Consider the following 22,588-nt stretch of genomic DNA (forward strand, 5'->3'; position numbering starts at 1 on the left):
CCATGACCGCACGATTGTGCAATTCCCCGCTTGGCGGAGGGGCCATGCTCGCCTAATACTTGCAAAAAACAAGTATATACCTCGAGCGAGCAGGTTCGATGACATCACCAAACCTCTTCCACGCGGCGTGTCGCGCTGTGGCGGCCTTTGCGGTTCTTTTCGGCGCAACCCTTCTGCCGGATGCCGGCGCGGCGCAGGACCGCACGCAGATCGGCTATGGCCGCCTGATCGTGAACGATTCCGCCGGAGAGCTGAAGGACCGCTGGCAGACCGGCAACGTCGTCTCCAGTCGCGTCTGGGGCTATGGCTGGGACGGGCAGGCGCCCGCGCGGCCCGGCGATCTGCTGGAACTGCGCTTCAACGGGCAGATCATCGCCCCGGCGAACCTGCGCGACTTCAACCCCGACGACCGGCTCTATGCGGGCAGCCTGTCGCTGGGGCTGCACACCCATTTCACCCGGGGCGGCACGGAAGTCGCGCTCGGGGGCGATCTGGTGATGACCGGACCGCAGACCCGCCTCGACGATTTCCAGGACATGCTGCACGACCTTCTGAACATCGTGCGCCCGGGTGACGACGTGACCGACGAACAGGTCGAGGACGGGTTCCACCCCACGCTCGTGGCCGAGGCCGGTCGGCAGATCGCCTTCGGCGCCTCCGGCAACCTGCGCCCCTTCACCGAACTGCGCTGGGGGGCCGAGACTCTGGCGCGCGTCGGCGTCGACGTGACCTTCGGACAATTCGGCGTCGGCGAGCTTCTGGCGCGCGATCCGGTGACCGGCACGCGCTACCAGGTGGTCACCAAGGACCCGGTGGGCACCAGCCTCTATCTCGGCGCGGACGTGGCGCAGGTCGCCAGCAGTGTCTACCTGCCCGACGATCGCGGCCCCGACCTCGAGGAGACCCGCACCCGCCTGCGCGCCGGTCTCAACTGGCAGGGCGAGGCCTGGGGCGTGCAATACGGCGTGACCTATCTGAGCGAGGAATTCGAGGGCCAGCCCGAAGGCCAGTTCCTTGGATCGGCGCGGATCAAGTACAATTTCTGATTGTGAAAGTCAGATTTTCCCTGCGAAAATGTTGCAAAACCACAACTGACCTGGGGTCAACAACGCCCCGATTCCCGGTCTGACTGCATTTTTTCTATTCCGATCAAGAGCTTTCTGGTAGTTCTTAACGCAATAAAAAAACAGAGGCAGACATACAGGCATGGGAACGGGCTATCGTGGCACGTTCGTCATCTCCTGGTCGCAAACGGGTATCGATGGGTTGCAGGCGGCACCGCTCGCTTCGCTGACCATCGGGGCGGCATGGTCCTGGCACGGCGAGGCAGTTCGGGTGGATGGTCCGAACTCTCTCCTGATGTTGGATCGGGCGGATGACGACGCATTTCTCCGCAAGCGCGCGGCGCGCATGGTGCGCAAGTTCGTGGGCGCGGCGCTGATCGGCGCCAGGGATCCTTTCGAGGTCGAGGTCGATCACCCGATCACCGACCAGAGCTTCGTCGTCACCGACGGCGTCAAGAGCTTCACCGTCACCGTCATCCACATGGGCTCCGACAGCCCGCCGCTGTTGATGTTCGTGGACGATGTGCCGCCGCGCGACACCGATCTCTGGCTGGTCCATCACAACGTGGACCTGACCGTGACCGATCCGCAATCGCGGCTGGGCTCGGGCGTGATCTGCTTCACCAAGGGCACCCGCATCCGCGTGGCCCATGGCAGCGTCGCCGTCGAGGACCTGCGCGAAGGCGACATGGTCCAGACCAAGGATAACGGACTGCAGGAGATCTGCTGGATCGGTAGTCGCCGGATGACCGGTGCGCGGCTTTTCGCGCTGCCGGCACTCCGGCCGGTGCGGATCCGCGCAGGGGCCTTCGGGGTCGAACGCCCGGACGAGGAATTGCTCGTCTCGCCCCAGCACCGCATCCTCTTCCGCGGCGGCGCCGCGCGGTCGCTCTTCAACACCGAGGAGGTGCTCGTCTCGGCCTGCGATCTGGTCAATGACCGCTCGATCATCGCCGACGGGCAGGTCAAGGAGGTGACCTATATCCACCTGATGTTGCCGCGCCACGAGGTGCTCTTCGCCAACGGCGTCGAATCCGAGAGTTTCCACCCCGGCGAGACGCAGCTCGACACGCTCGATCCCGAAGACCGCGCGCGGCTCCGCAAGCTGGTGCCCTATGTGGAAACGAACCCGATGGGATACGGGGCCACCGCGCGGCGCAATCTCACCGCCTCCGAGGCGGCGATCCTCCTGCACGACGCGGCCTGATCGGGGCCTGATCGCGTCCCGGTCTCAGCCCGATCGCGGCCCGCGCCGCTTTCGGCCCGGCGCGCCCCGAGCCCGCCGCGCGGTCAGTCGCGCAGCTCGTCCCGTCCTACACCCCACAGCGCGGATTTCGGCGCCCAGCCGGAATGTCCCCCGGCCTCGATTTCGCACCAGTCGGGCAGGCATTTGCCAAGCGCCGCGATCACTCCCAGCCCGAACTCCGCCACCCCCGGCGCGTCCGGCACCGGGCGGGCCAGCACGACCAGCCGGTCCTTCTCGACGATGACCGTGCGCGATCCCGACAACAGCGCGTAATGCAGCCAGCCGCCCGCCCCGTCGCGGTCCCGCACGCGGCGCCAATGGCCATATTCCGCGGTGATCTCGAGCGGCATGTCGCGGCGCACATAGACCCAGTCGATCCGGTGCGACAGCGACGGTCCCCGCCGCACGTTGCCCTCCGCCGCCTTCATCGACACGAAGCGCGGCAGTGGCAGGTTCGTTACCGGGCCGCGCCCGTCCGAGGCGGCATCGGCGGCGATCGGCGCGCCGCCCACCACAAGCGCCAGAGCCAAGGCCTTCAAGGATCTCAACATGATGTCTGCCTGCATTTTTTCGGCGGGGTTCTTGTGCCCCGTCCGGAGTTACGACACTCTGCCCCGAAACGCCGATCTTTGGAAGAACCGGGAGGCCGAGCATGCCGTCAAAACGTCTGAGTGTTGTCGTCACGCGACGTTTGCCGGACTCTGTCGAGACGCGCCTGTCGGAGCTTTTCGACGTCCGCCTGCGCGACGACGACACCCCCATGAGCCGGGCCGATCTCGCCGCCGCGATGCAGGAGGCGGACGTGCTCGTGCCCACCGTCACCGACCGGCTCGATGCCGGTCTGATCGGGCAGGCGGGGCCGAACCTCAAGCTCATCGCGAATTACGGCGCGGGCGTCGATCACATCGACGTCGACACCGCCCGGTCGCGCGGCATCCTCGTCTCGAACACGCCCGGCGTCGTGACCGACGACACCGCCGACATGACCATGGCGCTGATGCTCGCCGTGACGCGCCGCATGCCCGAGGGCTTCGCGACGATGCAATCGGGCGCCTGGCAGGGCTGGGCGCCGACGGCGTTCCTGGGCGGTCGCTTGGGCGGCCGCCGTCTCGGCATTCTCGGCATGGGCCGGATCGGGCAGGCGGTCGCCAAGCGCGCGCGGGCCTTCGGCATGCAGGTCCATTACCACAACCGCCGCCGCCTGCGCCCCGAAACCGAGGCCGCGCTCGAGGCCACCTACTGGGACAGCCTCGACCAGATGGCCGCGCGCATGGACGTGCTGTCGATCAACTGCCCGCACACGCCCTCGACCTTCCATCTGATGAATGCCCGGCGGCTGAAGCTGATGAAGCCCGACGCGGTGATCGTGAACACCTCGCGCGGCGAGGTCGTGGACGAGAACGCGCTGGCGCGCATGCTGCGCGCGGGCGAACTCGCCGGGGCGGGGCTCGACGTCTACGAGCACGGCACCGACATCAACCCCGAACTGCGCGATCTGCCCAACGTGGTGCTCCTGCCCCATATGGGCTCGGCCACCCGCGAGGGCCGCGAGGAGATGGGCGAGAAGGTCATCATCAACGTCAAGACCTTCGCCGACGGGCACCGCCCGCCCGATCAGGTCGTGCCGGCGATGCTCTGATCCCTGTGCAGGGCAAAGCGGCAGCGAACCCCCGCGCACAGCCCCGCGCACGCCCCGGCATCCAAATCTAAACGCCTGTTAATAAAAGAAAAAACCTTTCGCATGCAAAAGGTTTTTTCCGCGCGGGCACGGGCAGGGGCCATGCTACGCTAGGCTGCATTCGATTCTGCGAAAGGACCTTTCCCATGTTGCGTTCCTCTCTTTGTCTCGCCGCGTTGTTCCTGCCCGCCACCGTTTTTGCCCAGCAGGCCGCCGATGCCGTCACCACCGAGGCCGCCACGACCACCGATGCCGCGGGCTTCGCCGCGATCTCGCCCGCGGTCGCCGCGGCTCTCGATGCCAAGGCCGCCGGACAGCCCGTCGCGGCGCAGGACTGGATGATCGCCGCCGCCAATCCCCATGCGGTCGCGGCGGGCGCCGATGTGCTGGCCGCAGGCGGCACCGCCGCCGATGCGATGATCGCCGCACAGGTCGTCCTCGGGCTGGTCGAGCCGCAAAGCTCCGGCCTCGGAGGGGGTGCCTTCCTTGTCTGGCACGATGGCGCCTCGGGCGAGATCACCACGCTCGATGGCCGCGAGACCGCGCCGCTCGCCGCCACCCCGACGCTGTTCCAGGACGAGACGGGCGAGCCGTTGGAGTTCTTCGATGCGGTGGTCGGCGGCAAGTCGGTCGGGGTGCCGGGCACGCCCGCGCTGCTGAAGGCCGCGCATGACCGCTGGGGGCAGGCCGAATGGGCCGGGCTTTTCACGCGCGGGATCGAACTGGCCGAGGGCGGCTTCCCGGTCTCGCCGCGCCTCGCGCAGCTCGTGGAAGGCGATGCCGAGCGGCTGTCGCGCTTCGAGGCGACGGCGGCCTATTTCCTGCCCGGCGGCACCGCCATTGCGGCGGGCGACACGCTGGTGAACCTCGATTACGCCGCCGTGCTGCGCCGTCTCGCCGAAGAAGGCCCGGACGCCTTTTATACCGGCGCCATCGCCGAGGATATCGTCGCGACCGTGCAATCGGTGGAGGGCAATGCCGGCGTGATGGAGACGCTCGACCTCGCACTCTACCGCGTGAAGGAACGGCCCGCCGTCTGCGCGCCCTTTCGCGGTGCCGAGGTCTGCGGCATGGGCCCGCCCTCGTCCGGCGCGCTGACCGTGGGGCAGATCCTCGGCATGCTCGACACGCTCGAGCCCGGCGAGCCCATGGCGGCCGAGACCTGGCGGCAGATCGGCGATGCCTCGCGCTTGGCCTTCGCCGACCGGGGCCGCTACATGGCCGACAGCGACTTCGTGCCCATGCCCACCGCGGGGCTTGTGGATCCCGCCTATCTCGCCGAGCGTGCGGCGCTTCTCGCGGGTGACGACGCGCTGCCGGAGGTGGCGCCGGGCAATCCGCAATGGGACCACGCCCAGCTCTGGGCGGATGACGAGAGCCTCGAGTTTCCCTCGACCTCGCATATCTCCATCGTCGACGGGATGGGCAACGCGTTGTCGATGACCACCACGATCGAGAACGGCTTCGGTTCGCGGCTGATGACCAACGGCTTCCTGCTGAACAACGAGCTCACGGATTTCTCCTTCCGCAGCCATGCCGACGGTGTGCCCATCGCCAACCGCGTGGAGCCCGGCAAGCGTCCGCGCTCGTCCATGGCCCCGACCATCGTGCGCCGCGACGGCGCGCCGATCCTTGTCGTGGGCTCGCCGGGCGGCAGCCGGATCATCGGCTACGTGGCGCAGACCGTGCTCGCGCATCTCGACTGGGGGATGGACGTACAGGCGGCGGCGGCCATGCCCCATGGGGTGAACCGCTTCGGCGCCTTCGATCTGGAGGAGGGCACGGCCATGGCCGACCTGCAGCCCGCGCTCGAGGCGATGGGCTACGAGGTCAACATCCGCGACCTGACCTCGGGCATCCACGCGATCTCGGTCGGGCCGGACGGGCTTCTGGGCGGCGCCGATCCCCGCCGCGAAGGCATCGCGCTCGGGCAGTGAGGCCCGCGCGGCCTTGTCGAGCCGCGCCCAACCGCGCGCCGCGGCCCCGGCGGTCACGCCGTCAGCGGCTTTCGGAGCGGAGGGCGCGGCCATGCCCGGTCACCGCGCCATGAGGTATTCGGCCACCGCCTGGTAGGCGGGCAGCGAGGTCGGGTCGATGAAGCCGTTCTGCGCGCGGGGGAACGAGGCCAGCCGGACCAGAACCATCTCGGCGGTCGGGTCGACATAGATCGTCTGACCATGCACGCCGCGCGCCGCATAGGCCCCGTGATCGTTGTGGAACACCCACCATTGGCTCGTGTAGCTGCCGTTCGGGATCGTCGGGAAACCCGCGAATTTCGACGGGTCGCCGCCGGCGGCGATGGTCTCGACCACCTCGGCTGGGAAGAGCCGCTGGCCGTTGATCTCGCCCCGGTCGAGCATCACCTGCCCGAGCCGCCCGAGATCGCGCAGGCCCGCCGTCACGCCGCCCCCGGCAAAGGGCACACCCTTGCCGTCGACGGTCTGATAGGCGTCCTGTTCGGCCCCCATGCGGGTCCAGAGGCGGTCGGAGGCAAGATCGGTCACGGCCTCGCCGGTCACGCGGCTGATGATCCAGCCGAGCATGTCCGAATTGATCGTCTTGTAATGGAAGGCCTCGCCGTGTTCGCCGTCTGGCGGCACCTGCTGAAGGTACTCCCAATAGCCGTCCGGGCCCGAATAATCCGCCGCCTTGGGCAGCGGGCTTGCCGCACGCGAATAGAGCCAGATATCGGCATTCGGGTCGGAATAATCCTCGGAATACTGCACGCCCGTGGTCATATCCATCACCTGCCGCACCGTCGCGGTGGCGAAGGCACTGTCGCCGATCTCCGGGATCACGTCGCGCACCAACGCGGTGTCGTCGAGCACGCCCTCGGCCACGAGGATTTCGCCCAGGAGACCCGTGATCGATTTCGTCATCGACATGATGGCATGCTTGCCGCCTTCCTCGAGACAGCCGAAATAGCGCTCATACACGACCTGTCCCTTGTGCAGGATCAGCATGCCGTCGGTGTAATTGGCGTAGAGGCTCTCTTCCCAGGTCATCGCCTCGCTGGCGTTCAGCGGCGTGAAGGTCAGCGCGTCGATCTCGCGGGCCAGTGCCGCGAATTCCGCCGGCGACGGGTAGGGCAGCGGCACCGGCGCGCCGAGGCCGCGGCTGATTTCCTCGGTGGGCAGGAATTCGCGCAGGTGACAGACCGACCAGCGCAGCTTCGGGAAGCTGAAATAATTGCTGTCGGGCTGGGTGATGAGCTTGTCGGGCGGCGGCGGAAAGCCCTGCATCCAGCCCATGACCTTCGGGTCCGACTCCCGCGCCGAGAGGGGTTCCGATTGCGCCGAAAGCTGCGTTGCCGTGCCGAGGGCGAGCATGGCGGCGAGGGCGATTGCGATCACATCAGAAGTTGACGACGACATTGAGGAATCCTCCGGTCCAAGGCTCTGCGCTCGTGCCGATCACGTTGTCGATCGCCTCTCCGGGAAAGGAGGCGGAGACGCCGGCGGTGAGAAATGTGTTGCGGTTGATGATGCGGCTGTATTCGAGGAACAGATCGTCGGCGAGATGGGCATCGGTGACCCCCGAGACGACGTTCCCGTTCAGATCGACCCGGGTCGCCTGCCCGAACTGAACCGGGCTGTTCAATTCGTTCGCGCGGATATGCGCATAGCGCAGCGTCCAGGTCTCCTGCCGCGTGGGCTGCACCCGCAGCGTCAGCGTCAGCGCGTTCACGTTGGAATTGATGAAGGTCGAGGCGGATTTCGACCCCGTCGCCCAGGCGCTGGGACTGCCCTGGTAATAAAGCGGATCGAACCGTTCGAGCGTGCTCGTGTCCGGGTCGTCGCCGGAAAAGGTCTGGTAGCCCAGGGTCAGGTTCGGCGACCACGGCCTGCCGGCAAAGGTGTAGCCGGCGGTCACGCGCCCGGCCCAGGCCTCGAGGTCGATCCGGTCGTTCCACTGATAGGCAAGCTCTCCGGTGAACGCCCAGTTCTCGAGCGCCCCGACAAACGGGTTCGTCTTCGTGTAGACGCCGAGCGTGCGCGTGCCCTCGCGCGCGCCGGGCGTCACCGTGGGCGCGCCGACACCGCCCGGCGCCGCCTGCGGATAAGGCGAGTCGGAGTGCAGCACATCCACGTAGGTCGCGCCGACATAGCCGCCGCGCGGGTCGTCGACGCGCAGATCGAAGCCCGCCAGTTCGTTGTGCCCGTCCGTGGAGGGCAGTTCGTTCGGATCGAGGAAGAAGGCCGTCCCGGTGACGTTCCCCGAGGACAGGCGCGCGATCGCGGCCCGTTCCCACGCCTTGCGCGGCCCGAATTTCAGCGCGCCACGCTCGAACCCGCTGGTCGCCCCGTTGGCGATCAGCATGCCGGTGCCGAGGGTCAGTTCACGCGCCCCGAGGGAGAGATCATAGGACAATCCCCGGCCCAGATCGCCGCGAAGGGCCAGATAGGCTTCCTCCAGCGTCTCCGCGCCGGTATCGCCGGTGTCGAAGGCATCCGTGCCCCAGGTGTAGGAGGCCACGGCCGAAAGCTTGCCGTAGACCTGCGCGCCGCCGTCGAGCCGGTATTCAAAGCTGAGGCCGGGCTTGATGTAGCCCTCGAGCCAGTGCGTATCGGGATCGAAACCGCTGCCCGGCGCGGTGGTCTCCGCGAGGTCCCAGAAAAGGTTGCTTTCGCTGACCGCGTTCAGACCGAACTGAAGATGGCTGCGTAGCGTGAGCGCCCCGGCCTCATGCAGAAGCATCGGGTCGCGGTCCTGCGCCTGCGCCGTCTGGGCCGCGAGTGAGACGGCCAGCGCCGCCACGGCCAGGACAGCGCCGCGCGCGTTCGGACATCCGCCCCGCAGGGCCGCCTTGGCGCGGCGGCACAGACCGGAACGGGCGCGGTGCGCCGTGGAGGCGGGTTCAAAAGACATGACACCATTAGCAACAATATTTCACGGACAGTCTGAAAAGGTTCGGCGCGCATCTCAAGGCTTTTCGGCCCGAAGCGGGGGCGCCGGCGGGCAGGTGACAAAACGCGGGCAGAAGCGATGGCGGGCCGCGCCCGGGCACGGGGCAGGCGGTGGCAGCCGTGCGGGCATGCGCGACGGATCCTTCGGTGCAGGATCGTGATCCTGCCGCCTTCGGGCGTTCGGATGCGTTGTCGAACCGGAGGGCAGGTCCCGCGCCGCATCAGAGACCCCGGCCAGACCCAGGCGCGGTTTTGTGCTATGCTCGTCCCATGAAGCGTGAGCAGCGCCTCGCGCTTCGCTCTTCCGGGAGGGATCATGACATGCCACCTCACGCGGGTTTCGATGCCTGGAGCGCCGGCCAAAGCTACGATCACTACATGGGCCGGTGGAGCCGGATGGTCGCGACCAGGTTCCTCGACTGGCTCGATCCGCCCCGATCGGCCGACTGGCTGGAGATCGGCTGCGGAACCGGTGCCCTGACCGCGGCGATCCTGCAGGGCCGCGATCCCAACGCCATCCTCGCCACCGACCCGTCGGAGGATTTCATCACCCATGCCCGCGCGGCCATCGCGGACCCTCGGGCCCGGTTCGAGACGGCCACCGCACAGAAGCTGCCTGCGGAGAACGAAAGCGTCGATATCGTCACGTCGGCGCTGGTTCTGAACTTCGTGCCGGACCGCCGTGCAGGCCTTGTGGAGATGCAGCGCGTGCTGCGACCCGGGGGCGTCCTGTCCTTCTACGTCTGGGATTATCCCGGTGGCGGCATAGGCTTCATCGACGCGTTCTGGAAAGCGGCGGCCTCGCTCGATGCGGACGCGGCCGAGCTGGATGAAGGCCGGCGCTTTCCCTTCTGCACGGCAGAAGGGCTGGGCGATTTGTGCGCGGAGGCCGGTCTTTCCGATGCCGAGATTTCCCCGATCGAGATCGTCACCGAGTTTCCCGACTTCGAGGCGTTCTGGCACCCGTTCACCCTGGGGGCCGGCCCGGCGCCCGGCTACTGCATGAGCCTGCCGGACGACCATCGTGACGGCCTGAAGGCGCACCTCGCGGAGGATCTGGATCGAGGCGGCCCGGTGCGGCTGACCGCGCGAGCATGGGCGGTGAAGGCCGCCAGGGGAGATTAGGGCGATGCCGCTTTCCGGTACCGTGAGCCATCTTTCGGCGGCAGCGATCCGGTCGATGGAAGAGGGACGTATCCGGCATCCGCTGAACCCGGCGTCGGACGTGTTCCTCAAACGCCTCGCCCCGGTTTTCGGGCTGCAGCGCCTGGCCTTGTATATCGCGCGCATCCCACCGGGGCAGGAGAGCTTTCTGTATCATCGCCATGAGCGGGACGAGGAGTTTCTCGTGATCCTGTCGGGGCGCGGTCTGGCCCAGATCGGCGAGGATGAGATCGAGGTCGGGCCGGGGGACATCATGGCCTTTCCCGCGCCGCACGGTCCGCCGCACCACCTGACGAACCCGTTCCGCGACGATCTCGTCTACCTGATGGGCGGCGAAAGCTCCGGCTTCGATATCGCGCATTATCCGAGGATCGGTAAGCAGCTGGTCTTTTCGAGGTCGGAGATCCGCCTGGTGGACGTCAAGAGCAGCCCGGAGCTGAGCTTCGACGACTGGCAGAGGCCCATGCCTGAGGAGGACGAGGGCCTCTGAGTGACGCGGGGAGGGCGGCGGCTTCGGGCGGGTGACTTCGGGAAGAACGGAGGCGCGTTGATGCTTTGCGCGGGCAGGTGTCGCGTCTCGCCAGCCCGTGCTGCGCGCCCCAGATGCCGGAGGCGCGAGGAAAAGCGCCCCCGCGCCTCGCGGTCCGGCGTGCAGGATCGCGGAGTGACGGATCTTCGCCGTCACCCCGTATCGCTCAGCTCACATCCTTGTAGCTGATTTCCTTGGCATCCGATCCCGGCCCCGCCTTGTCGCGGCGCACGAGGAGCCGGTTCAGCGCGTTCACATAGGCCTTGGCGGAAGCGACAACCGTGTCGGTATCCGCCGACTGGCCCGTCGCGATCATTCCGTCCTCTTCCAGACGCACGGACACCGTGGCCTGCGCATCGGTGCCTTCGGTCACGGCGTTCACCTGGTAGAGCTGCAGCCGCGCGGTGTTGGGGTGCAGTTCGCGCACCGCCTTGAAGGTCGCATCGACCGGCCCGTCGCCCTGGCAGGTGGCCGACACTTCGCGGCCGTCGATCTCCATCTCGAGCTCCGCCGTCGCGGGCCCACCCGTGCCGCATTGCACCGACAGGTTCACGATGACGAGCCGGTCCTGCTGGCCGTCCGCCGCCGTGGCGGTCACGAGCGCGAGGATGTCCTCGTCGTAGACCTCCTTCTTGCGGTCGGCGAGATCCTTGAAGCGCACGAAGACGTCCTTGAGCTGGTTGTCGCCAAGCTCCACGCCCAGTTGCCGCAGCTTGTCGCGCAAGGCCGCGCGGCCCGAATGCTTGCCCATGACGAGGTTGGTGGCCGCAAGGCCCACATCCTCGGGGCGCATGATCTCGAAGGTCTCGGCGTTCTTCAGCATGCCGTCCTGATGGATGCCGCTCTCATGCGCGAAGGCGTTCTTGCCGACGATGGCCTTGTTGTATTGCACCGGGAAGCCCGACACGGTCGCGACGCGGCGCGAGATATGCATGATCTTCTTCGTATCGATCCCGGTCTCATAAGGCATGATGTCGGAGCGGGTCTTGAGCGCCATCACCACCTCTTCGAGCGCGGTGTTGCCCGCTCGCTCGCCGAGCCCGTTGATGGTGCATTCGATCTGCCGCGCGCCGCCCTCGACCGCGGCCAGCGCGTTGGCCGTCGCCATGCCCAGATCGTTGTGACAATGGGTGGCGAAGATCACCTCGTCGGCGCCGGGCACGTCGGCGATGAGCCGCCGGATCAGATCGGCGCTTTCGCGCGGCGCGGTATAACCCACCGTGTCGGGGATGTTGATCGTGGTGGCGCCCGCCTTGATCGCGATCTCGACGACCCGGGCGAGGTAATCCCACTCGGTCCGCGTGGCGTCCATCGGCGACCATTGCACGTTGTCGCAGAGGTTGCGGGCATGGGTCACCGTCTCGTGGATGCGGTCGGCCATCTCGTCCTGCGTCAGGTTCGGGATGGCGCGGTGCAGCGGCGAGGTGCCGATGAAGGTGTGGATGCGGGGCCGCTCCGCATGGCGCACGGCGTCCCAGCAGCGGTCGATATCGGGCAGCTGCGCGCGCGCGAGGCCGCAGATCACCGCCTGCTTGGAGCGCTTGGCGATCTCGGAGACGGCGCGAAAATCGCCTTCGGAGGCGATGGGGAAGCCCGCCTCGATGATGTCGACGCCCATGTCGTCGAGCAGCTCCGCGATCTCGAGCTTCTCGGCATGGGTCATGGTCGCGCCGGGGGATTGCTCGCCGTCGCGGAGCGTGGTGTCGAAGATCCACACGCGGTCTTTATCGGTCGGGGTCATGGGATGTCTTTCGGATTGTGTCTGCTTGGGGCTTGGTCGGCGCGGGTCCCTATCTCCTCTGAGCGGTCGCGCCGGTCAAGGCACGCTCAGAGGCGGGTAAGCAGAAGGAGCAGGCCGAGCGACGCCGCCGCCCGGACGGGCGCGGTCGCGGAGAGGGTGTGGGTCGGCGTGCTCATGGGGCGAGGGTATAGGCGGGTTGGGGGCGAAAGGGAAGGGGGGATGTTGGGGGGCTTCTCTACCGCCTCGGCTATCGGGCCAGAGCCGACCTTCGTGCCAAGCTCGATAGATGGCCGGTCCCAGTCCGAAGCGGACACGCCCATCGTTGCGTCTCGCCGATTCTGGCTTTGTAACTTCTACTTTGGAGGCGAGTTATAGCGCTTTCTTAGTTCCTCGGTCCAAGTGTTCCATAGGTCGCATTTGGACAAAATTAGGAATCTTGCTACTTGCTGAACGTTATAGACCTCATAGGGCCCGAGACGGTTGGTCTCTGAAGAAAATGCGTGGGCAGTCATTTTGCTGCGTAAGAACTCGCAAAAATTGATCGCGTCCGGCACTGAAAGCTGACGATCTCGAACCTCAACTCCATCCGAATGCTCCGAAAGCTGGTTGAGCATTTCATATATCGGCACTTCGGATTGATTACCACGGGTCACCCAATCAATCATTCTTTCCTGATCAACACCAGAATTTTGTAAACGAGCCTTTAAAGGCTCCAGAACCTTCGGGTTCCATAAAAAAGTCTTTTTTCCAATAGATCGCGGCACCTCCCGACTTGCTTTCACGCCGAGATCAAGTTCTTCGGTGGCTGAATATGCAAGATTTATTGCCACAGACGTTCGCACATGCGAGGCGAAATCGCTGGTGTGTTTTTCAAACATCTGCCCATAACGAGGATGCATTGACCAAGGCGTTACACACTCGGTTTCGTAGCTCTTTGCCAACTTGTGAATGGCATATATAAGCTTCTTATCCTGCCAAGCTGCAGCAGCTATGGCGACAGCGACCGGTAGCGTCTGACGGTAGGTAAACCATTGAAAGAAGCCATCGCGTCGAAAAACGTTCTCAAACGTTATTTGCCTATCTGCTTCTTTGTCAGAAAGCTCGAACCCGCAAGTGGGCGGGTTCTCGTTAAAGGGAAAACCCTCAAGAACGATATTCTCTGCGCAGACGAGTTGAATGATGTTGTCAACTTCGGTTTGCTCTGCCTCCAACAGAAGTAACCTCCCAGGTTCTTGCCCTTTGTGGTGGACGCCAATATCCTTCAACGAACTGGCTTGGGATAATTCGGATAGACCTCTTTCTGAGAAGGCATATCGCATCGATGGGTCGGAAATATCTTTTGAGCGCCAATTCGCAGCAGCGCAAACAGAATGAATCAAATCGATTTCGTCAGGTCTAAAGACAAGAAAGCTACAAAAAACTGGCATAATCCGCTTTCGACAAGGTAGCATAACGGTAACCATTTGGAGCCAGTTGTGTAAAGCGCGTCTCTTGCCCTTTGGGCCGTTCGTCCAAAGCGCAGCGAAAGACCGCTTCCCGCTCATCACGCTTGCCAACTGCCTCAGTCTTGGCTTATGCGAAGGCCATGACGACCCAACACGACACCCGACGAGGCCACTAAGCCTCCGCCCGCCGCTCCGCGCCCCACGCGCAGCGGCCCGTGTATCCGTCCGTCATACCCTCACCACAACTTGACTTGGCCCGGTGCCCTTGGCACCTCTTGGCCTTCCGTTCTCAAGGAGACGACCATGATCCCGTCCGTCCTTCCGACCTATAATCGCGCGCCGCTCACCTTCGTGAAGGGCGAGGGCAGCTGGCTGATCGAGGCGGACGGGCGACGCTTTCTCGATCTCGGCGCGGGCATCGCGGTCAATGCGCTGGGCCATGCCCATCCCGCGCTCGTGGCCGCGCTGACCGAGCAGGCGCATACGCTCTGGCACGTCTCGAACCTCTACCGGATCCCCCAGCAGCAGGCGCTCGCCGATGCGCTGGTGGCGGCGACCTTCGCGGATACCGTCTTCTTCACCAATTCCGGCACGGAAAGCTGCGAACTCGCGGTGAAGATGGCGCGGAAATACTGGTTCGATAAGGGAGAGACCGAGAGGACCGAGATCGTGACCTTCTCGGGCTCGTTCCACGGGCGCTCCTCGGCGGGCATCGCCGCGGCGGGCTCGGAGAAGATGACAAAGGGGTTCGGGCCGCTCCTGCCGGGCTTCACTCACCTGGAATTCGGCGATCACGACGCGCTGCGCGACGCCGTCACCGACAAGATCGCCGCCGTGCTTGTGGAGCCGATCCAGGGCGAGGGCGGCATCCGGCCGGTGCCCGATCATTGCCTGAAGGGCCTGCGGGAGCTTTGCGACGCGACCGGGGCGCTTCTGATCTTCGACGAGGTGCAATGCGGTATGGGCCGCACGGGCAAGCTCTTCGCGCATGAATGGGCGGGCATCACGCCCGACATCATGATGATCGCCAAGGGCATCGGCGGGGGCTTTCCGCTGGGCGCGGTGCTGGCCACGGAAAAGGCCGCGTCGGGCATGGGCGCGGGCACCCATGGTTCGACCTATGGCGGCAACCCGCTGGCCTGCGCGGTGGGGCTCAAGGTGATGGAGATCGTCGCCGACCCGGCCTTCCTCGACGATGTGAACCGCCGCGCGGCGCTGCTGCGCCAGCGGCTCGAGGGGCTCGTTGCCGCGCATCCGGAGGTGTTCGAGAGCGTGCGCGGTGCGGGGCTGATGCTCGGGCTGAAATGCCGCGCGCCGAATGCCGATCTGGTGAAGGCCGGGATCGCCGAGGGCGTGCTGACCGTGCCCGCCGCTGACAACGTGGTGCGCCTGTTGCCGCCGCTCACGCTCTCCGAGGACGAGATCGGCGAGGCGGTCACGCGCCTCGACCGCGCCGCCGCGGCGCTCGAGACCGCGCCCGCCTGACCCTGATATCTTCCGGCCCGCCCGCGCGCCGCGCCCGGCCCCTTGTGAAAAGTCCAAGCCAATGAACCATTTCCTCGATATCCATAAGACCGACCCCACCGCCCTGCGGGGCATGATCGACGCCGCGCGGGCGATCAAGACGGCGCGAAACGGCGCGCCCAAGGCCACGCCCGATGCCGAGCAGCCGCTGGCCGGGCACATGGTGGCGTTGATCTTCGAAAAGCCCTCGACCCGGACGCGGGTGTCCTTCGACGTGGGCGTGCGCCAGATGGGCGGCGAGACCATGGTGCTGTCGGGCGGCGATCTGCAGCTCGGCCATGGCGAGACCATCGCGGACACCGCCCGCGTGCTGTCGCGCTTCGTCGACCTGATCATGATCCGGACCTTCGACGAGAGCGTGCTGACCGAGATGGCGGAGTTCGCCTCCGTGCCGGTGATCAACGGGCTCACCGACCGCACCCATCCCTGCCAGATCATGGCCGACGTGCTGACCTTCGAGGAGCATCGCGGGCCGATTGCGGGCAAGAAGGTGGTCTGGTCGGGCGACGGCAACAATGTCTGCGCGTCCTGGCTGCATGCCGCGGCGCAATTCGGCTTCGACTTCACCTTCACCGGGCCGGTGCAGCTCGATCCCGAGATGGAGTTCGTGGGGCTTGCGCGGAACAAGGGCGCGACCATCACCATCGAGCGCGACCCGGTTAAGGCCGTGGCGGGCGCGGATCTGGTGATCACCGACACCTGGGTGTCGATGCATGACGCGCAGTCGGCCCGTGAGCGGCGGCACAACATGCTGCGCCCCTACCAGGTCAACCGCGACCTGATGGCGGCAGCCAAGCCCGACGCGCTCTTCATGCATTGCCTGCCCGCGCATCGCGAGGAAGAGGTGACCTCCGAGGTCATGGACGGGCCGAACTCGGTGATCTGGGACGAGGCGGAGAACCGGCTGCACGCGCAGAAGGCCATCATGCGGTGGTGCCTCGGGGCGTGAGCGGGGGCAGGATTTTAGATAAAATCCTGGGCCCGTGGCGGCCGTGACGCGCCTGCCCATCGAAGACGCGATCGGCGATCTGGTCGCGGCGTTGCGCGCAGGCGGCCGCGCCGTGCTGCAGGCCCCGCCGGGGGCCGGCAAGACCACGCGGGTGCCGCTGGCAATGCTGGAGGCAGGGCTCACGGAGGGCACCATCCTGATGCTGGAGCCGCGCCGCCTGGCCGCGCGGGCCGCCGCCGAACGCATGGCCGAGACGCTGGGCGAGGCGGTGGGGGCCACGGTGGGTTACCGTATCCGCGGCGAGGCCAAGGTGGGCCGCGCGACGCGGATCGAGGTGGTCACCGAGGGCATCCTCACGCGGCGGCTGCAATCGGACCCGGAGCTGTCGGGCGTCGGCGCGGTGATCTTCGACGAGTTCCACGAACGCTCGCTCAACACCGATCTGGGGCTCGCGCTGTGCCTCGAAGTGGCGGGCGCGCTGCGCGACGACCTGATCCTGTTGCCGATGTCCGCGACGCTCGATGCGGCGCCGGTGGCGGCGCTGATGGGGGCGCCGGTCGTGACCTCCGAGGGGCGCAGCTTTCCGGTCGAGACGCGCTGGCGCGCGGCCCCTCTGCCCAAGGGGCAGCGGCGGGAGGACGCGGTGGTCGAGACGGTGCTGGAGGCCCTGGACGAGACCGAGGGCGGCATGCTGGTCTTCCTGCCGGGCGAGGGGGAGATCCGCCGGGTCGAGGCGCGGCTCAGGGACCGGGTGCCCGCGGGCTGCGTGATCCGGCCGCTCTTCGGCGCGATGGAATTCTCGGCGCAGCGCGCGGCCATCGCGCCCGACATCGCGGCGCGCAAGATAGTGCTCGCCACCGCCATCGCGGAAACCTCGCTGACCATCGAGGATGTGCGCGTCGTCGTGGATGCGGGCCTCGCGCGGCGCGCGCGCTTCGATCCGGGGTCAGGCATGTCGCGGCTGGTCACCGAGCCGGTGTCGAAGGCCGAAGCCGCGCAGCGGGCGGGCCGCGCGGGCCGGGTCGCGCCGGGGGTGGCCCACCGGCTCTGGACCAGGGGCGAGGAGGGGGCGCTGCCGGCCTTTCCGCCGGCGGAGATCGAGGTTGCGGATCTCGCGGGGCTCGCGCTGGAACTGGCGGTCTGGGGGGCGGGTCCCGAGGCGCTGCCCTTCCTGACGGCGCCCGGGGCCGGGCCCTATGCCGAGGCGCAGGCGCTGTTGCGCGCGCTGGGCGCGCTCGATGCGGACCATCGGGTGACCGCGCATGGCCGGCAGATGGCGGCGATGCCGCTGCATCCGCGGCTGGCGCATATGCTGGCGCGGGCGGGGGCCGGCTCGGCGCCCCTGGCGGCGCTTCTCGCCGAGCGCGATCCGTTGCGCGGCGCGCCGGTCGACCTGACGCTGAGGCTCGAGGCGCTGCGCGATGCGCAGGGCTTTGCTGCGCGCCGGGGGCTCGTGCCCCATCGCGGCACGCTCGAGCGGGTGCGCGCCGAGGCCCGGCGCCTGGCGCGCGGCGCGCCCGGGGATCGCGGCCTGAATGCCGCGCAGATGGCGGCGCTGGCCTATCCCGACCGGGTCGGGCTGCGCCGCAAGGGCGATGCGGCGCGCTACGTGCTGTCGGGCGGCAAGGGCGCCGTCATGGCCGATGACGACCCGCTCGCGGGGGCGCGGCTGATCGTGGTCACCGATCTCGACGGCAATCCGCGCGAGGCGCGGATCCGCCAGGCGATCCGGATCGAGGAGGCCGAGCTGCGCGCGATCTTCGCAGATGAGATCGGCTGGATCGAGACCTGCCATTGGTCCAAACGCGAGGGCCGCGTCGTCGCGCGGCGGCAGGAGCGGCTGGGGGCCATCGCGCTGGACGACCGGGTCTGGACCGACGCGCCCGCCGAGGCGGTGGCGCGGGCGATGCTGGAGGGCGTGCGGCATCTGGGATTGCGGCTGTCGGGCAAGGCCGCGCGGTTCGCCGCGCGGGTGGAGATCGCGCGGGCGGGCGGCGCGGATCTTCCGGCGATGGACAGCGAGGCGCTGCTCGAGAGCCTCGAGGATTGGCTGCTGCCGTTTCTCGGCGGCGTCACCGGCGCGGAGGACTGGAAGCGGTACGACCTGCTGCCCGCGCTCGAGGCGCGGCTCGATTACGGGCAGCGCCAGGCGCTCGACCGGGCGGTGCCGGGAGCCTTCACCACGCCGCTCGGGCGGCGCATCCCGATCGATTATTCCGGCGAGGCGCCGGAGATCGCGCTGCGGCTACAGGAGATGTTCGGCCAGGTCGAGCATCCGAAGGTCGGCGGGCAGCCGCTGCGCGTCACGCTCCTGTCGCCGGCGGGCCGGCCGGTGCAGACCACGATGGACCTGCCGGGCTTCTGGAACAGCTCCTATGCCGATGTGCGCAAGGACATGCGCGGGCGGTATCCCAAGCATCCCTGGCCCGAGGATCCGCGGCAGGCCGACCCGACGCTCCGGGCCAAGCGGCGGGAATGAGGGCGCGTCCCGCGCCCTGCGAGAGACGCTGTCTCTCGCGCTCTCTGGAGGTATTTCCGGTCCGGTCGTGACAGGGGCGGGGCGCGCCTGCCGGGCCCGGGCCGCGAGGCTGGACACCGGGCCGGGTGCGGGCCAGAACGGGGCGGGCCGGAACGAGGCCGGCCCAGGGGACAAGCGAGACGGGTATGGAGATCGATGCAATGCAGGCGGGCATCCTCAGGGGCGAGCGGCGCGCGCTGGCCCGGGCGATCACGCTGGTGGAAAGCGGGCGGGCGGATCACCGGGGCGACGCGATCGCGCTTCTGCAGGGGCTGAAGGATGCGGATCACGGACGCGAGGCGCTGCGGATCGGCCTTTCGGGCACGCCCGGGGTGGGCAAGTCCACCTTCATCGAGGCCTTCGGGATGATGCTGACGGGCCGGGGGCTCAAGGTGGCGGTGCTGGCGGTCGATCCCTCCTCGGCGCGGTCGGGGGGCTCGATCCTCGGCGACAAGACGCGGATGGAGCGGCTGGCGCGGGACCCGCGCGCCTTCATCCGGCCCTCGCCCAGCCAGTCGCATCTGGGCGGGGTCGCCCGGCGCACCCGCGAGGCGATCGAGCTTTGCGAGGCGGCGGATTTCGACGTCATCCTGATCGAGACGGTGGGCGTCGGGCAGTCCGAGACCGTGGTGGCCGAGCTGTCGGATCTCTTCGTGCTGCTGCTGGCGCCGGCGGGCGGGGACGAGCTGCAGGGCGTCAAGCGCGGCATCATGGAGATGGCCGACATCATCCTGATCAACAAGGCCGATGGCGATCTGAAGGCCACCGCGACGCGGACCTGCGCGGATTACGCGGGCGCGCTGCGGCTCTTGCGCAAGCGGCCGCAGGACCCCGAGGGGTTTCCCAAGGCGCTGACCGTCTCGGCGATCGAGGAAGCGGGGCTCGCCCAGGCCTGGGACGAGATGCAGGCGCTGGCCGAATGGCGGCGCGAGACCGGGCACTGGGCGGCGCGGCGCGCGCACCAGGCGCGCTACTGGTTCGAGGCGGAAGTGCGCGAGGCGCTGCTCTCGACGCTGAAGCGCGAGCCGGTCAAGGGCGCCATGGCGCGGCTTGCGGGTGCCGTGGAGGCCGGAGACCTGACCGCCGCGGCGGCCGCCGAGGAGCTTCTGACCACTTATCTGCAGCGCCCGCCGCAATCGGGCACGGGCGGGACTTGACGCCATGGGCGCGCTTGCCTAGAGAAGCGCGACGAGATTCCGGGCGCGGCCCCCAAGCGGCGCCCTTTCCCCATTTGGCGGCGGTCTCCGGAATATCCGGCCCATCGCCCTGACATTGACGAGGATGAACCCATGTCGCGCGTGTGCGAACTGACCGGTAAGGGCCCGATGGTTGGCAACAATGTCAGCCACGCCAACAACAAGACCAAGCGGCGTTACCTGCCGAACCTGAACAACGTGACGCTGCAGTCCGAAGCGCTGGGCCGCGGCATCAAGCTGCGCATCTGTTCCGCGGCGCTGCGCACGGTGGATCACCGTGGCGGGCTCGACAAGTTTCTCGAGAAGGCCAAGGACACCGACCTGTCGGCCTCGGCGCTGAAGATCAAGAAAGAGATCGCCAAGCTGCAGACGGCACAGGCCGCGGAGGCCTGATCCGGCCCTGCCGATCCGTCCTTCGGCGAATCGTTTGAACAGCCCCGCGCCTCAGGCCGGGGCTGTTTTCCATCGCGCGCCGGTCATTCGGGACGGATCGCGCGGCGATAGAGGTGCCAGCTCGCATGGCCGAGGATCGGCAGCACCACGAGGAGCCCCAGGAAGAAGGGCACGAGCGCCAGGAAGGTGAGCCCCGCGATCAGCAGCGCCCAGCCCAGCATGACGGCGGGATTGGCGCGCACGGCGCCCACGCTCAGCCGCATGGCGGTGACGAAATCCACCTCCCGGTCGAGCAGCAGCGGCAGGCTGATCGCCGTCAGCGCGAAGAGCAGGAAGGCGAAGGCCGCGCCGAAGCCCAGCTCCGCCAGGATCATGGTCAGGCCCTTGCCGTTGAGATAGGTCGCCAGGTCGTCCGGCGGCCCCGTCAGCGCCGAGGGGCCCATGATGAGCGCGAAGAGCATATGCGCGAAGAACGACCAGAACAGGAAATAGATCACGATCACAGCCCCGGCCCAGGGGATCTGCCGGGTCCGTTCGTTCCAGATCACGCCGAGCACACCGGGGAAGCTGAGGGGCTCGCCGCACTCCAGCCGGCGGCTGACCTCGTAGAGGCCGACCGCGAGGAAGGGCGCGATCAGCGGAAAGCCCAGCGACAGGGTCAGCGTCCAGGTGAAGAGCCCCGCGCCGAGTTGCGCGAGGACCAGCCCCGCAAGCACGTAGACACCCGCGAAGAACAGTCCGTAGACCGGCGCGCGGCGGAAATCGTGCCAGCCGCAGCGCAGGACCGCGCCCAGATCCGCGAAGGACAGGGCGGCGATGCCAAGCCGCGGCGCGGCGGTCGGATCGGATGTGCTGCTCACGGGGTCTCCTGTCGCGCTGTCGCCTGTCGAACCATGTCCGAGGCAGAATGCAGACGCCTTGCTCTGGATCAATCCCGGTCCGGCGGGCGCGTGCTTTCTTCGCGCCCGAAAAGGGGGGGTGAGCGTGCGTGTCGCCTTGCGCCCCGCAGTCAAAGAAGGCATCTGCACCGCATGAAAACAACCGTTCTAATCCCCGCCCTGTTGGCCGCGCTGATCGGCCTGTCGGCTTCTGGTGCCGCCGCCGAGATCGTCGTGCGCGACGCCTATATGCGCAGCACGGCCCCGGACGCCCCCACGGGCGCGGCCTTCATGGCGATCGAGAATACCGGCGATGCGCCGGTGCGTCTGGTCGCCGCCGAGAGCGACATCGCCGCCCGGATCGAGCTGCACGAGCATCGCGAGGACGAGAACGGCATGATGATGATGCGCGAGATCGAAGGCGGGATCGAGATCCCGCCCGGGGCCGTCCATAGCCTGCAGCGCGGCGGCGATCACGTGATGATCATGGGGCTCACTGTGCCGCTGGTGCAGGGCGAGACCCAGCCTCTGGCGTTGCGTTTCGAGGACGGGACCGTGCTCGACCTCGACGTGGTGGTCGACCGCGAGCGCGCGCCGGAGATGGCGCATTAGTCCGGAGCGGACCCGAGGAGGCCGTCGACCCAGGCCGGGACGGCCGCGCTGGCCGCGCCGGTCAGGGTGCGGTCGAAAAGGCCAGAAGCCGCGGTTTCCTCGAGATTGATCTCGAGGGTCTCAATCCCGGCCATCCGCGCCTCTTCGACGAAGCCCGCCGCCGGGTAGACATTGCCCGAGGTGCCGATGGCGACGAAGAGATCGGCCATGCCGAGATGCGCCGCGATGGCATCCATGTGATAGGGCATCTCGCCGAACCAGACGATATCGGGTCGCGCCGTGGGCCGGGCGCAGGCGGGGCAGGCCGCGCCCACGGCCATTTCGCGCGGAGCGTCCCAGCGATGCGCGCAGGCCGCACAGAGGGCACGGGAAAGCTCTCCGTGCATGTGGATGACCGTGGCGCCCGCCGCTTCTTGCAGCCCGTCCACGTTCTGCGTCACGATCACCACCTCGCCCGCATGGTCGCGCTGCAGCCGCGCGAGCGCGGCATGGGCGGCGTTGGGTCGGGCATCGGCGGCCTGCGCGCGGCGGGCATTGTAGAAGCCGTGCACGCGGGCGGGATCGCGGGCGAAGGCCTCGGGCGTGGCCACGTCCTCGATCCGGTGCCTGGTCCAGATCCCGTCCTTGTCGCGGAAGGTGCCGAGCCCGCTTTCGGCGGAGATCCCCGCCCCGGTCAGGATCACGATTTTCTCTGGGCGCATGCTTGTCTCCCCGGGCGGTCTGGCTACCCTCCACGGCACCTGT

Annotated in this window: 19 protein-coding genes; 12 read left to right on the forward strand and 7 right to left on the reverse strand. The window is 67.6% G+C overall.

Annotated elements, in window-relative coordinates:
- Positions 1-98: 98 nt before the first annotated feature.
- Both BW990_RS03970 and BW990_RS03975 read left to right on the forward strand, forming a co-directional pair.
- Complete coding sequence (locus BW990_RS03970; RefSeq protein ID WP_083950467.1) at positions 99-1,046, forward strand: lipid A-modifier LpxR family protein; 948 nt, start codon at positions 99-101, stop codon at positions 1,044-1,046.
- A gap of 160 nt (positions 1,047-1,206) precedes the next feature.
- On the forward strand, positions 1,207-2,271 hold the full coding sequence (locus BW990_RS03975; RefSeq protein ID WP_076445307.1) for a Hint domain-containing protein: 1,065 nt from the start codon (positions 1,207-1,209) through the stop codon (positions 2,269-2,271).
- An 83-nt stretch (positions 2,272-2,354) separates the two neighbouring features.
- Here the strand turns inward: BW990_RS03975 and BW990_RS03980 are convergent, their stop codons facing one another.
- The gene (locus BW990_RS03980; protein WP_076445308.1) at positions 2,355-2,876 is read right to left on the reverse strand and encodes an SH3 domain-containing protein; all 522 of its coding nucleotides are present in this window, start codon (positions 2,874-2,876) and stop codon (positions 2,355-2,357) included.
- 86 nt (positions 2,877-2,962) lie between these two features.
- Between BW990_RS03980 and BW990_RS03985 the strand changes: the two genes are divergently transcribed.
- Together BW990_RS03985 and ggt are read left to right on the forward strand one after the other, a co-directional pair.
- Positions 2,963-3,949, forward strand: a complete 987-nt coding sequence (locus BW990_RS03985) for a 2-hydroxyacid dehydrogenase (protein ID WP_076445310.1) — start codon at positions 2,963-2,965, stop codon at positions 3,947-3,949.
- Positions 3,950-4,134: 185 nt separating this feature from the next.
- A complete protein-coding gene (ggt, locus tag BW990_RS03990) occupies positions 4,135-5,925 on the forward strand; it encodes a gamma-glutamyltransferase (protein ID WP_076445312.1) in 1,791 nt (596 codons plus the stop codon).
- A gap of 99 nt (positions 5,926-6,024) precedes the next feature.
- Here the strand turns inward: ggt and BW990_RS03995 are convergent, their stop codons facing one another.
- Both BW990_RS03995 and BW990_RS04000 read right to left on the reverse strand, forming a co-directional pair.
- Entirely contained in the window at positions 6,025-7,341 is a 1,317-nt protein-coding gene (locus BW990_RS03995; RefSeq protein WP_234990158.1) for a serine hydrolase domain-containing protein, read from the reverse strand.
- 1 nt (position 7,342) lies between these two features.
- Positions 7,343-8,857: an alginate export family protein gene (locus BW990_RS04000; RefSeq protein WP_083950469.1), complete on the reverse strand. Its 1,515-nt coding sequence runs from the start codon at positions 8,855-8,857 to the stop codon at positions 7,343-7,345.
- 359 nt (positions 8,858-9,216) lie between these two features.
- On the opposite strand from BW990_RS04000, the gene BW990_RS04005 reads away from it, so the two are divergent.
- Positions 9,217-10,020 (forward strand): class I SAM-dependent methyltransferase, encoded by an 804-nt coding sequence (locus tag BW990_RS04005; protein WP_076445314.1) that lies wholly within the window; start codon positions 9,217-9,219, stop codon positions 10,018-10,020.
- A gap of 4 nt (positions 10,021-10,024) precedes the next feature.
- On the forward strand, positions 10,025-10,549 hold the full coding sequence (locus tag BW990_RS04010) for a cupin domain-containing protein (RefSeq protein WP_076445316.1): 525 nt from the start codon (positions 10,025-10,027) through the stop codon (positions 10,547-10,549).
- A gap of 205 nt (positions 10,550-10,754) precedes the next feature.
- On the opposite strand, the gene BW990_RS04015 is transcribed toward BW990_RS04010, so the two are convergent.
- Complete coding sequence (locus BW990_RS04015) at positions 10,755-12,329, reverse strand: 2-isopropylmalate synthase (RefSeq protein ID WP_076445317.1); 1,575 nt, start codon at positions 12,327-12,329, stop codon at positions 10,755-10,757.
- Positions 12,330-12,682: 353 nt separating this feature from the next.
- Entirely contained in the window at positions 12,683-13,792 is a 1,110-nt protein-coding gene (locus BW990_RS21225) for a hypothetical protein (RefSeq protein ID WP_143526072.1), read from the reverse strand.
- 285 nt (positions 13,793-14,077) lie between these two features.
- Here BW990_RS21225 and BW990_RS04025 point away from each other — a divergent pair, with 285 nt between their 5' ends.
- The 5 genes from BW990_RS04025 (at position 14,078) to rpmB (ending at position 20,354) form a co-directional block, all read left to right on the forward strand.
- Positions 14,078-15,259: an aspartate aminotransferase family protein gene (locus tag BW990_RS04025; protein WP_076445322.1), complete on the forward strand. Its 1,182-nt coding sequence runs from the start codon at positions 14,078-14,080 to the stop codon at positions 15,257-15,259.
- A 61-nt stretch (positions 15,260-15,320) separates the two neighbouring features.
- Positions 15,321-16,247 (forward strand): ornithine carbamoyltransferase, encoded by a 927-nt coding sequence (gene argF, locus BW990_RS04030; RefSeq protein ID WP_076445324.1) that lies wholly within the window; start codon positions 15,321-15,323, stop codon positions 16,245-16,247.
- Between the two features lie 43 nt (positions 16,248-16,290).
- Positions 16,291-18,726 carry an ATP-dependent helicase HrpB gene (gene hrpB, locus BW990_RS04035; RefSeq protein WP_076446322.1) on the forward strand — a complete coding sequence of 812 codons (2,436 nt, stop codon included), beginning with the start codon at positions 16,291-16,293 and terminating at the stop codon, positions 18,724-18,726.
- Positions 18,727-18,911: 185 nt separating this feature from the next.
- Positions 18,912-19,922: a methylmalonyl Co-A mutase-associated GTPase MeaB gene (gene meaB / locus BW990_RS04040; protein ID WP_076445326.1), complete on the forward strand. Its 1,011-nt coding sequence runs from the start codon at positions 18,912-18,914 to the stop codon at positions 19,920-19,922.
- A 132-nt stretch (positions 19,923-20,054) separates the two neighbouring features.
- Positions 20,055-20,354, forward strand: coding sequence for a 50S ribosomal protein L28 (gene rpmB / locus BW990_RS04045; protein ID WP_076445328.1), 300 nt, complete (start codon positions 20,055-20,057; stop codon positions 20,352-20,354).
- A gap of 83 nt (positions 20,355-20,437) precedes the next feature.
- Here the strand turns inward: rpmB and BW990_RS04050 are convergent, their stop codons facing one another.
- Positions 20,438-21,214, reverse strand: a complete 777-nt coding sequence (locus BW990_RS04050) for a DUF2189 domain-containing protein (RefSeq protein ID WP_076445331.1) — start codon at positions 21,212-21,214, stop codon at positions 20,438-20,440.
- Between the two features lie 171 nt (positions 21,215-21,385).
- On the opposite strand from BW990_RS04050, the gene BW990_RS04055 reads away from it, so the two are divergent.
- Positions 21,386-21,844, forward strand: coding sequence for a copper chaperone PCu(A)C (locus BW990_RS04055; RefSeq protein WP_076445333.1), 459 nt, complete (start codon positions 21,386-21,388; stop codon positions 21,842-21,844).
- Here BW990_RS04055 and BW990_RS04060 read toward each other — a convergent pair.
- Positions 21,841-22,545, reverse strand: a complete 705-nt coding sequence (locus BW990_RS04060) for an NAD-dependent deacylase (protein ID WP_076445335.1) — start codon at positions 22,543-22,545, stop codon at positions 21,841-21,843. The two genes, BW990_RS04055 and BW990_RS04060, sit on opposite strands and share 4 nt — an antisense overlap.
- Between the last annotated feature and the right edge of the window lie 43 nt (positions 22,546-22,588).

The organism is Roseivivax lentus, assembly GCF_900156805.1.
In the GTDB taxonomy this organism is placed as follows: Bacteria; Pseudomonadota; Alphaproteobacteria; order Rhodobacterales; family Rhodobacteraceae; genus Roseivivax; species Roseivivax lentus.

Excerpts from the sequence above, each read along its gene's own strand:
- BW990_RS03970 (WP_083950467.1), top strand. The coding sequence starts at position 99 with ATGACATCACCAAACCTCTTCCACGCGGCGTGTCGCGCTGTGGCGGCC.
- BW990_RS03975 (WP_076445307.1), top strand. The coding sequence starts at position 1,207 with ATGGGAACGGGCTATCGTGGCACGTTCGTCATCTCCTGGTCGCAAACG.
- BW990_RS03980 (WP_076445308.1), bottom strand. The coding sequence starts at position 2,876 with ATGCAGGCAGACATCATGTTGAGATCCTTGAAGGCCTTGGCTCTGGCG.
- BW990_RS03985 (WP_076445310.1), top strand. The coding sequence starts at position 2,963 with ATGCCGTCAAAACGTCTGAGTGTTGTCGTCACGCGACGTTTGCCGGAC.
- ggt (WP_076445312.1), top strand. The coding sequence starts at position 4,135 with ATGTTGCGTTCCTCTCTTTGTCTCGCCGCGTTGTTCCTGCCCGCCACC.
- BW990_RS04000 (WP_083950469.1), bottom strand. The coding sequence starts at position 8,857 with ATGTCTTTTGAACCCGCCTCCACGGCGCACCGCGCCCGTTCCGGTCTG.
- BW990_RS04005 (WP_076445314.1), top strand. The coding sequence starts at position 9,217 with ATGCCACCTCACGCGGGTTTCGATGCCTGGAGCGCCGGCCAAAGCTAC.
- BW990_RS04010 (WP_076445316.1), top strand. The coding sequence starts at position 10,025 with ATGCCGCTTTCCGGTACCGTGAGCCATCTTTCGGCGGCAGCGATCCGG.
- BW990_RS04015 (WP_076445317.1), bottom strand. The coding sequence starts at position 12,329 with ATGACCCCGACCGATAAAGACCGCGTGTGGATCTTCGACACCACGCTC.
- BW990_RS21225 (WP_143526072.1), bottom strand. The coding sequence starts at position 13,792 with ATGGTTACCGTTATGCTACCTTGTCGAAAGCGGATTATGCCAGTTTTT.
- BW990_RS04025 (WP_076445322.1), top strand. The coding sequence starts at position 14,078 with ATGATCCCGTCCGTCCTTCCGACCTATAATCGCGCGCCGCTCACCTTC.
- argF (WP_076445324.1), top strand. The coding sequence starts at position 15,321 with ATGAACCATTTCCTCGATATCCATAAGACCGACCCCACCGCCCTGCGG.
- meaB (WP_076445326.1), top strand. The coding sequence starts at position 18,912 with ATGGAGATCGATGCAATGCAGGCGGGCATCCTCAGGGGCGAGCGGCGC.
- rpmB (WP_076445328.1), top strand. The coding sequence starts at position 20,055 with ATGTCGCGCGTGTGCGAACTGACCGGTAAGGGCCCGATGGTTGGCAAC.
- BW990_RS04055 (WP_076445333.1), top strand. The coding sequence starts at position 21,386 with ATGAAAACAACCGTTCTAATCCCCGCCCTGTTGGCCGCGCTGATCGGC.
- BW990_RS04060 (WP_076445335.1), bottom strand. The coding sequence starts at position 22,545 with ATGCGCCCAGAGAAAATCGTGATCCTGACCGGGGCGGGGATCTCCGCC.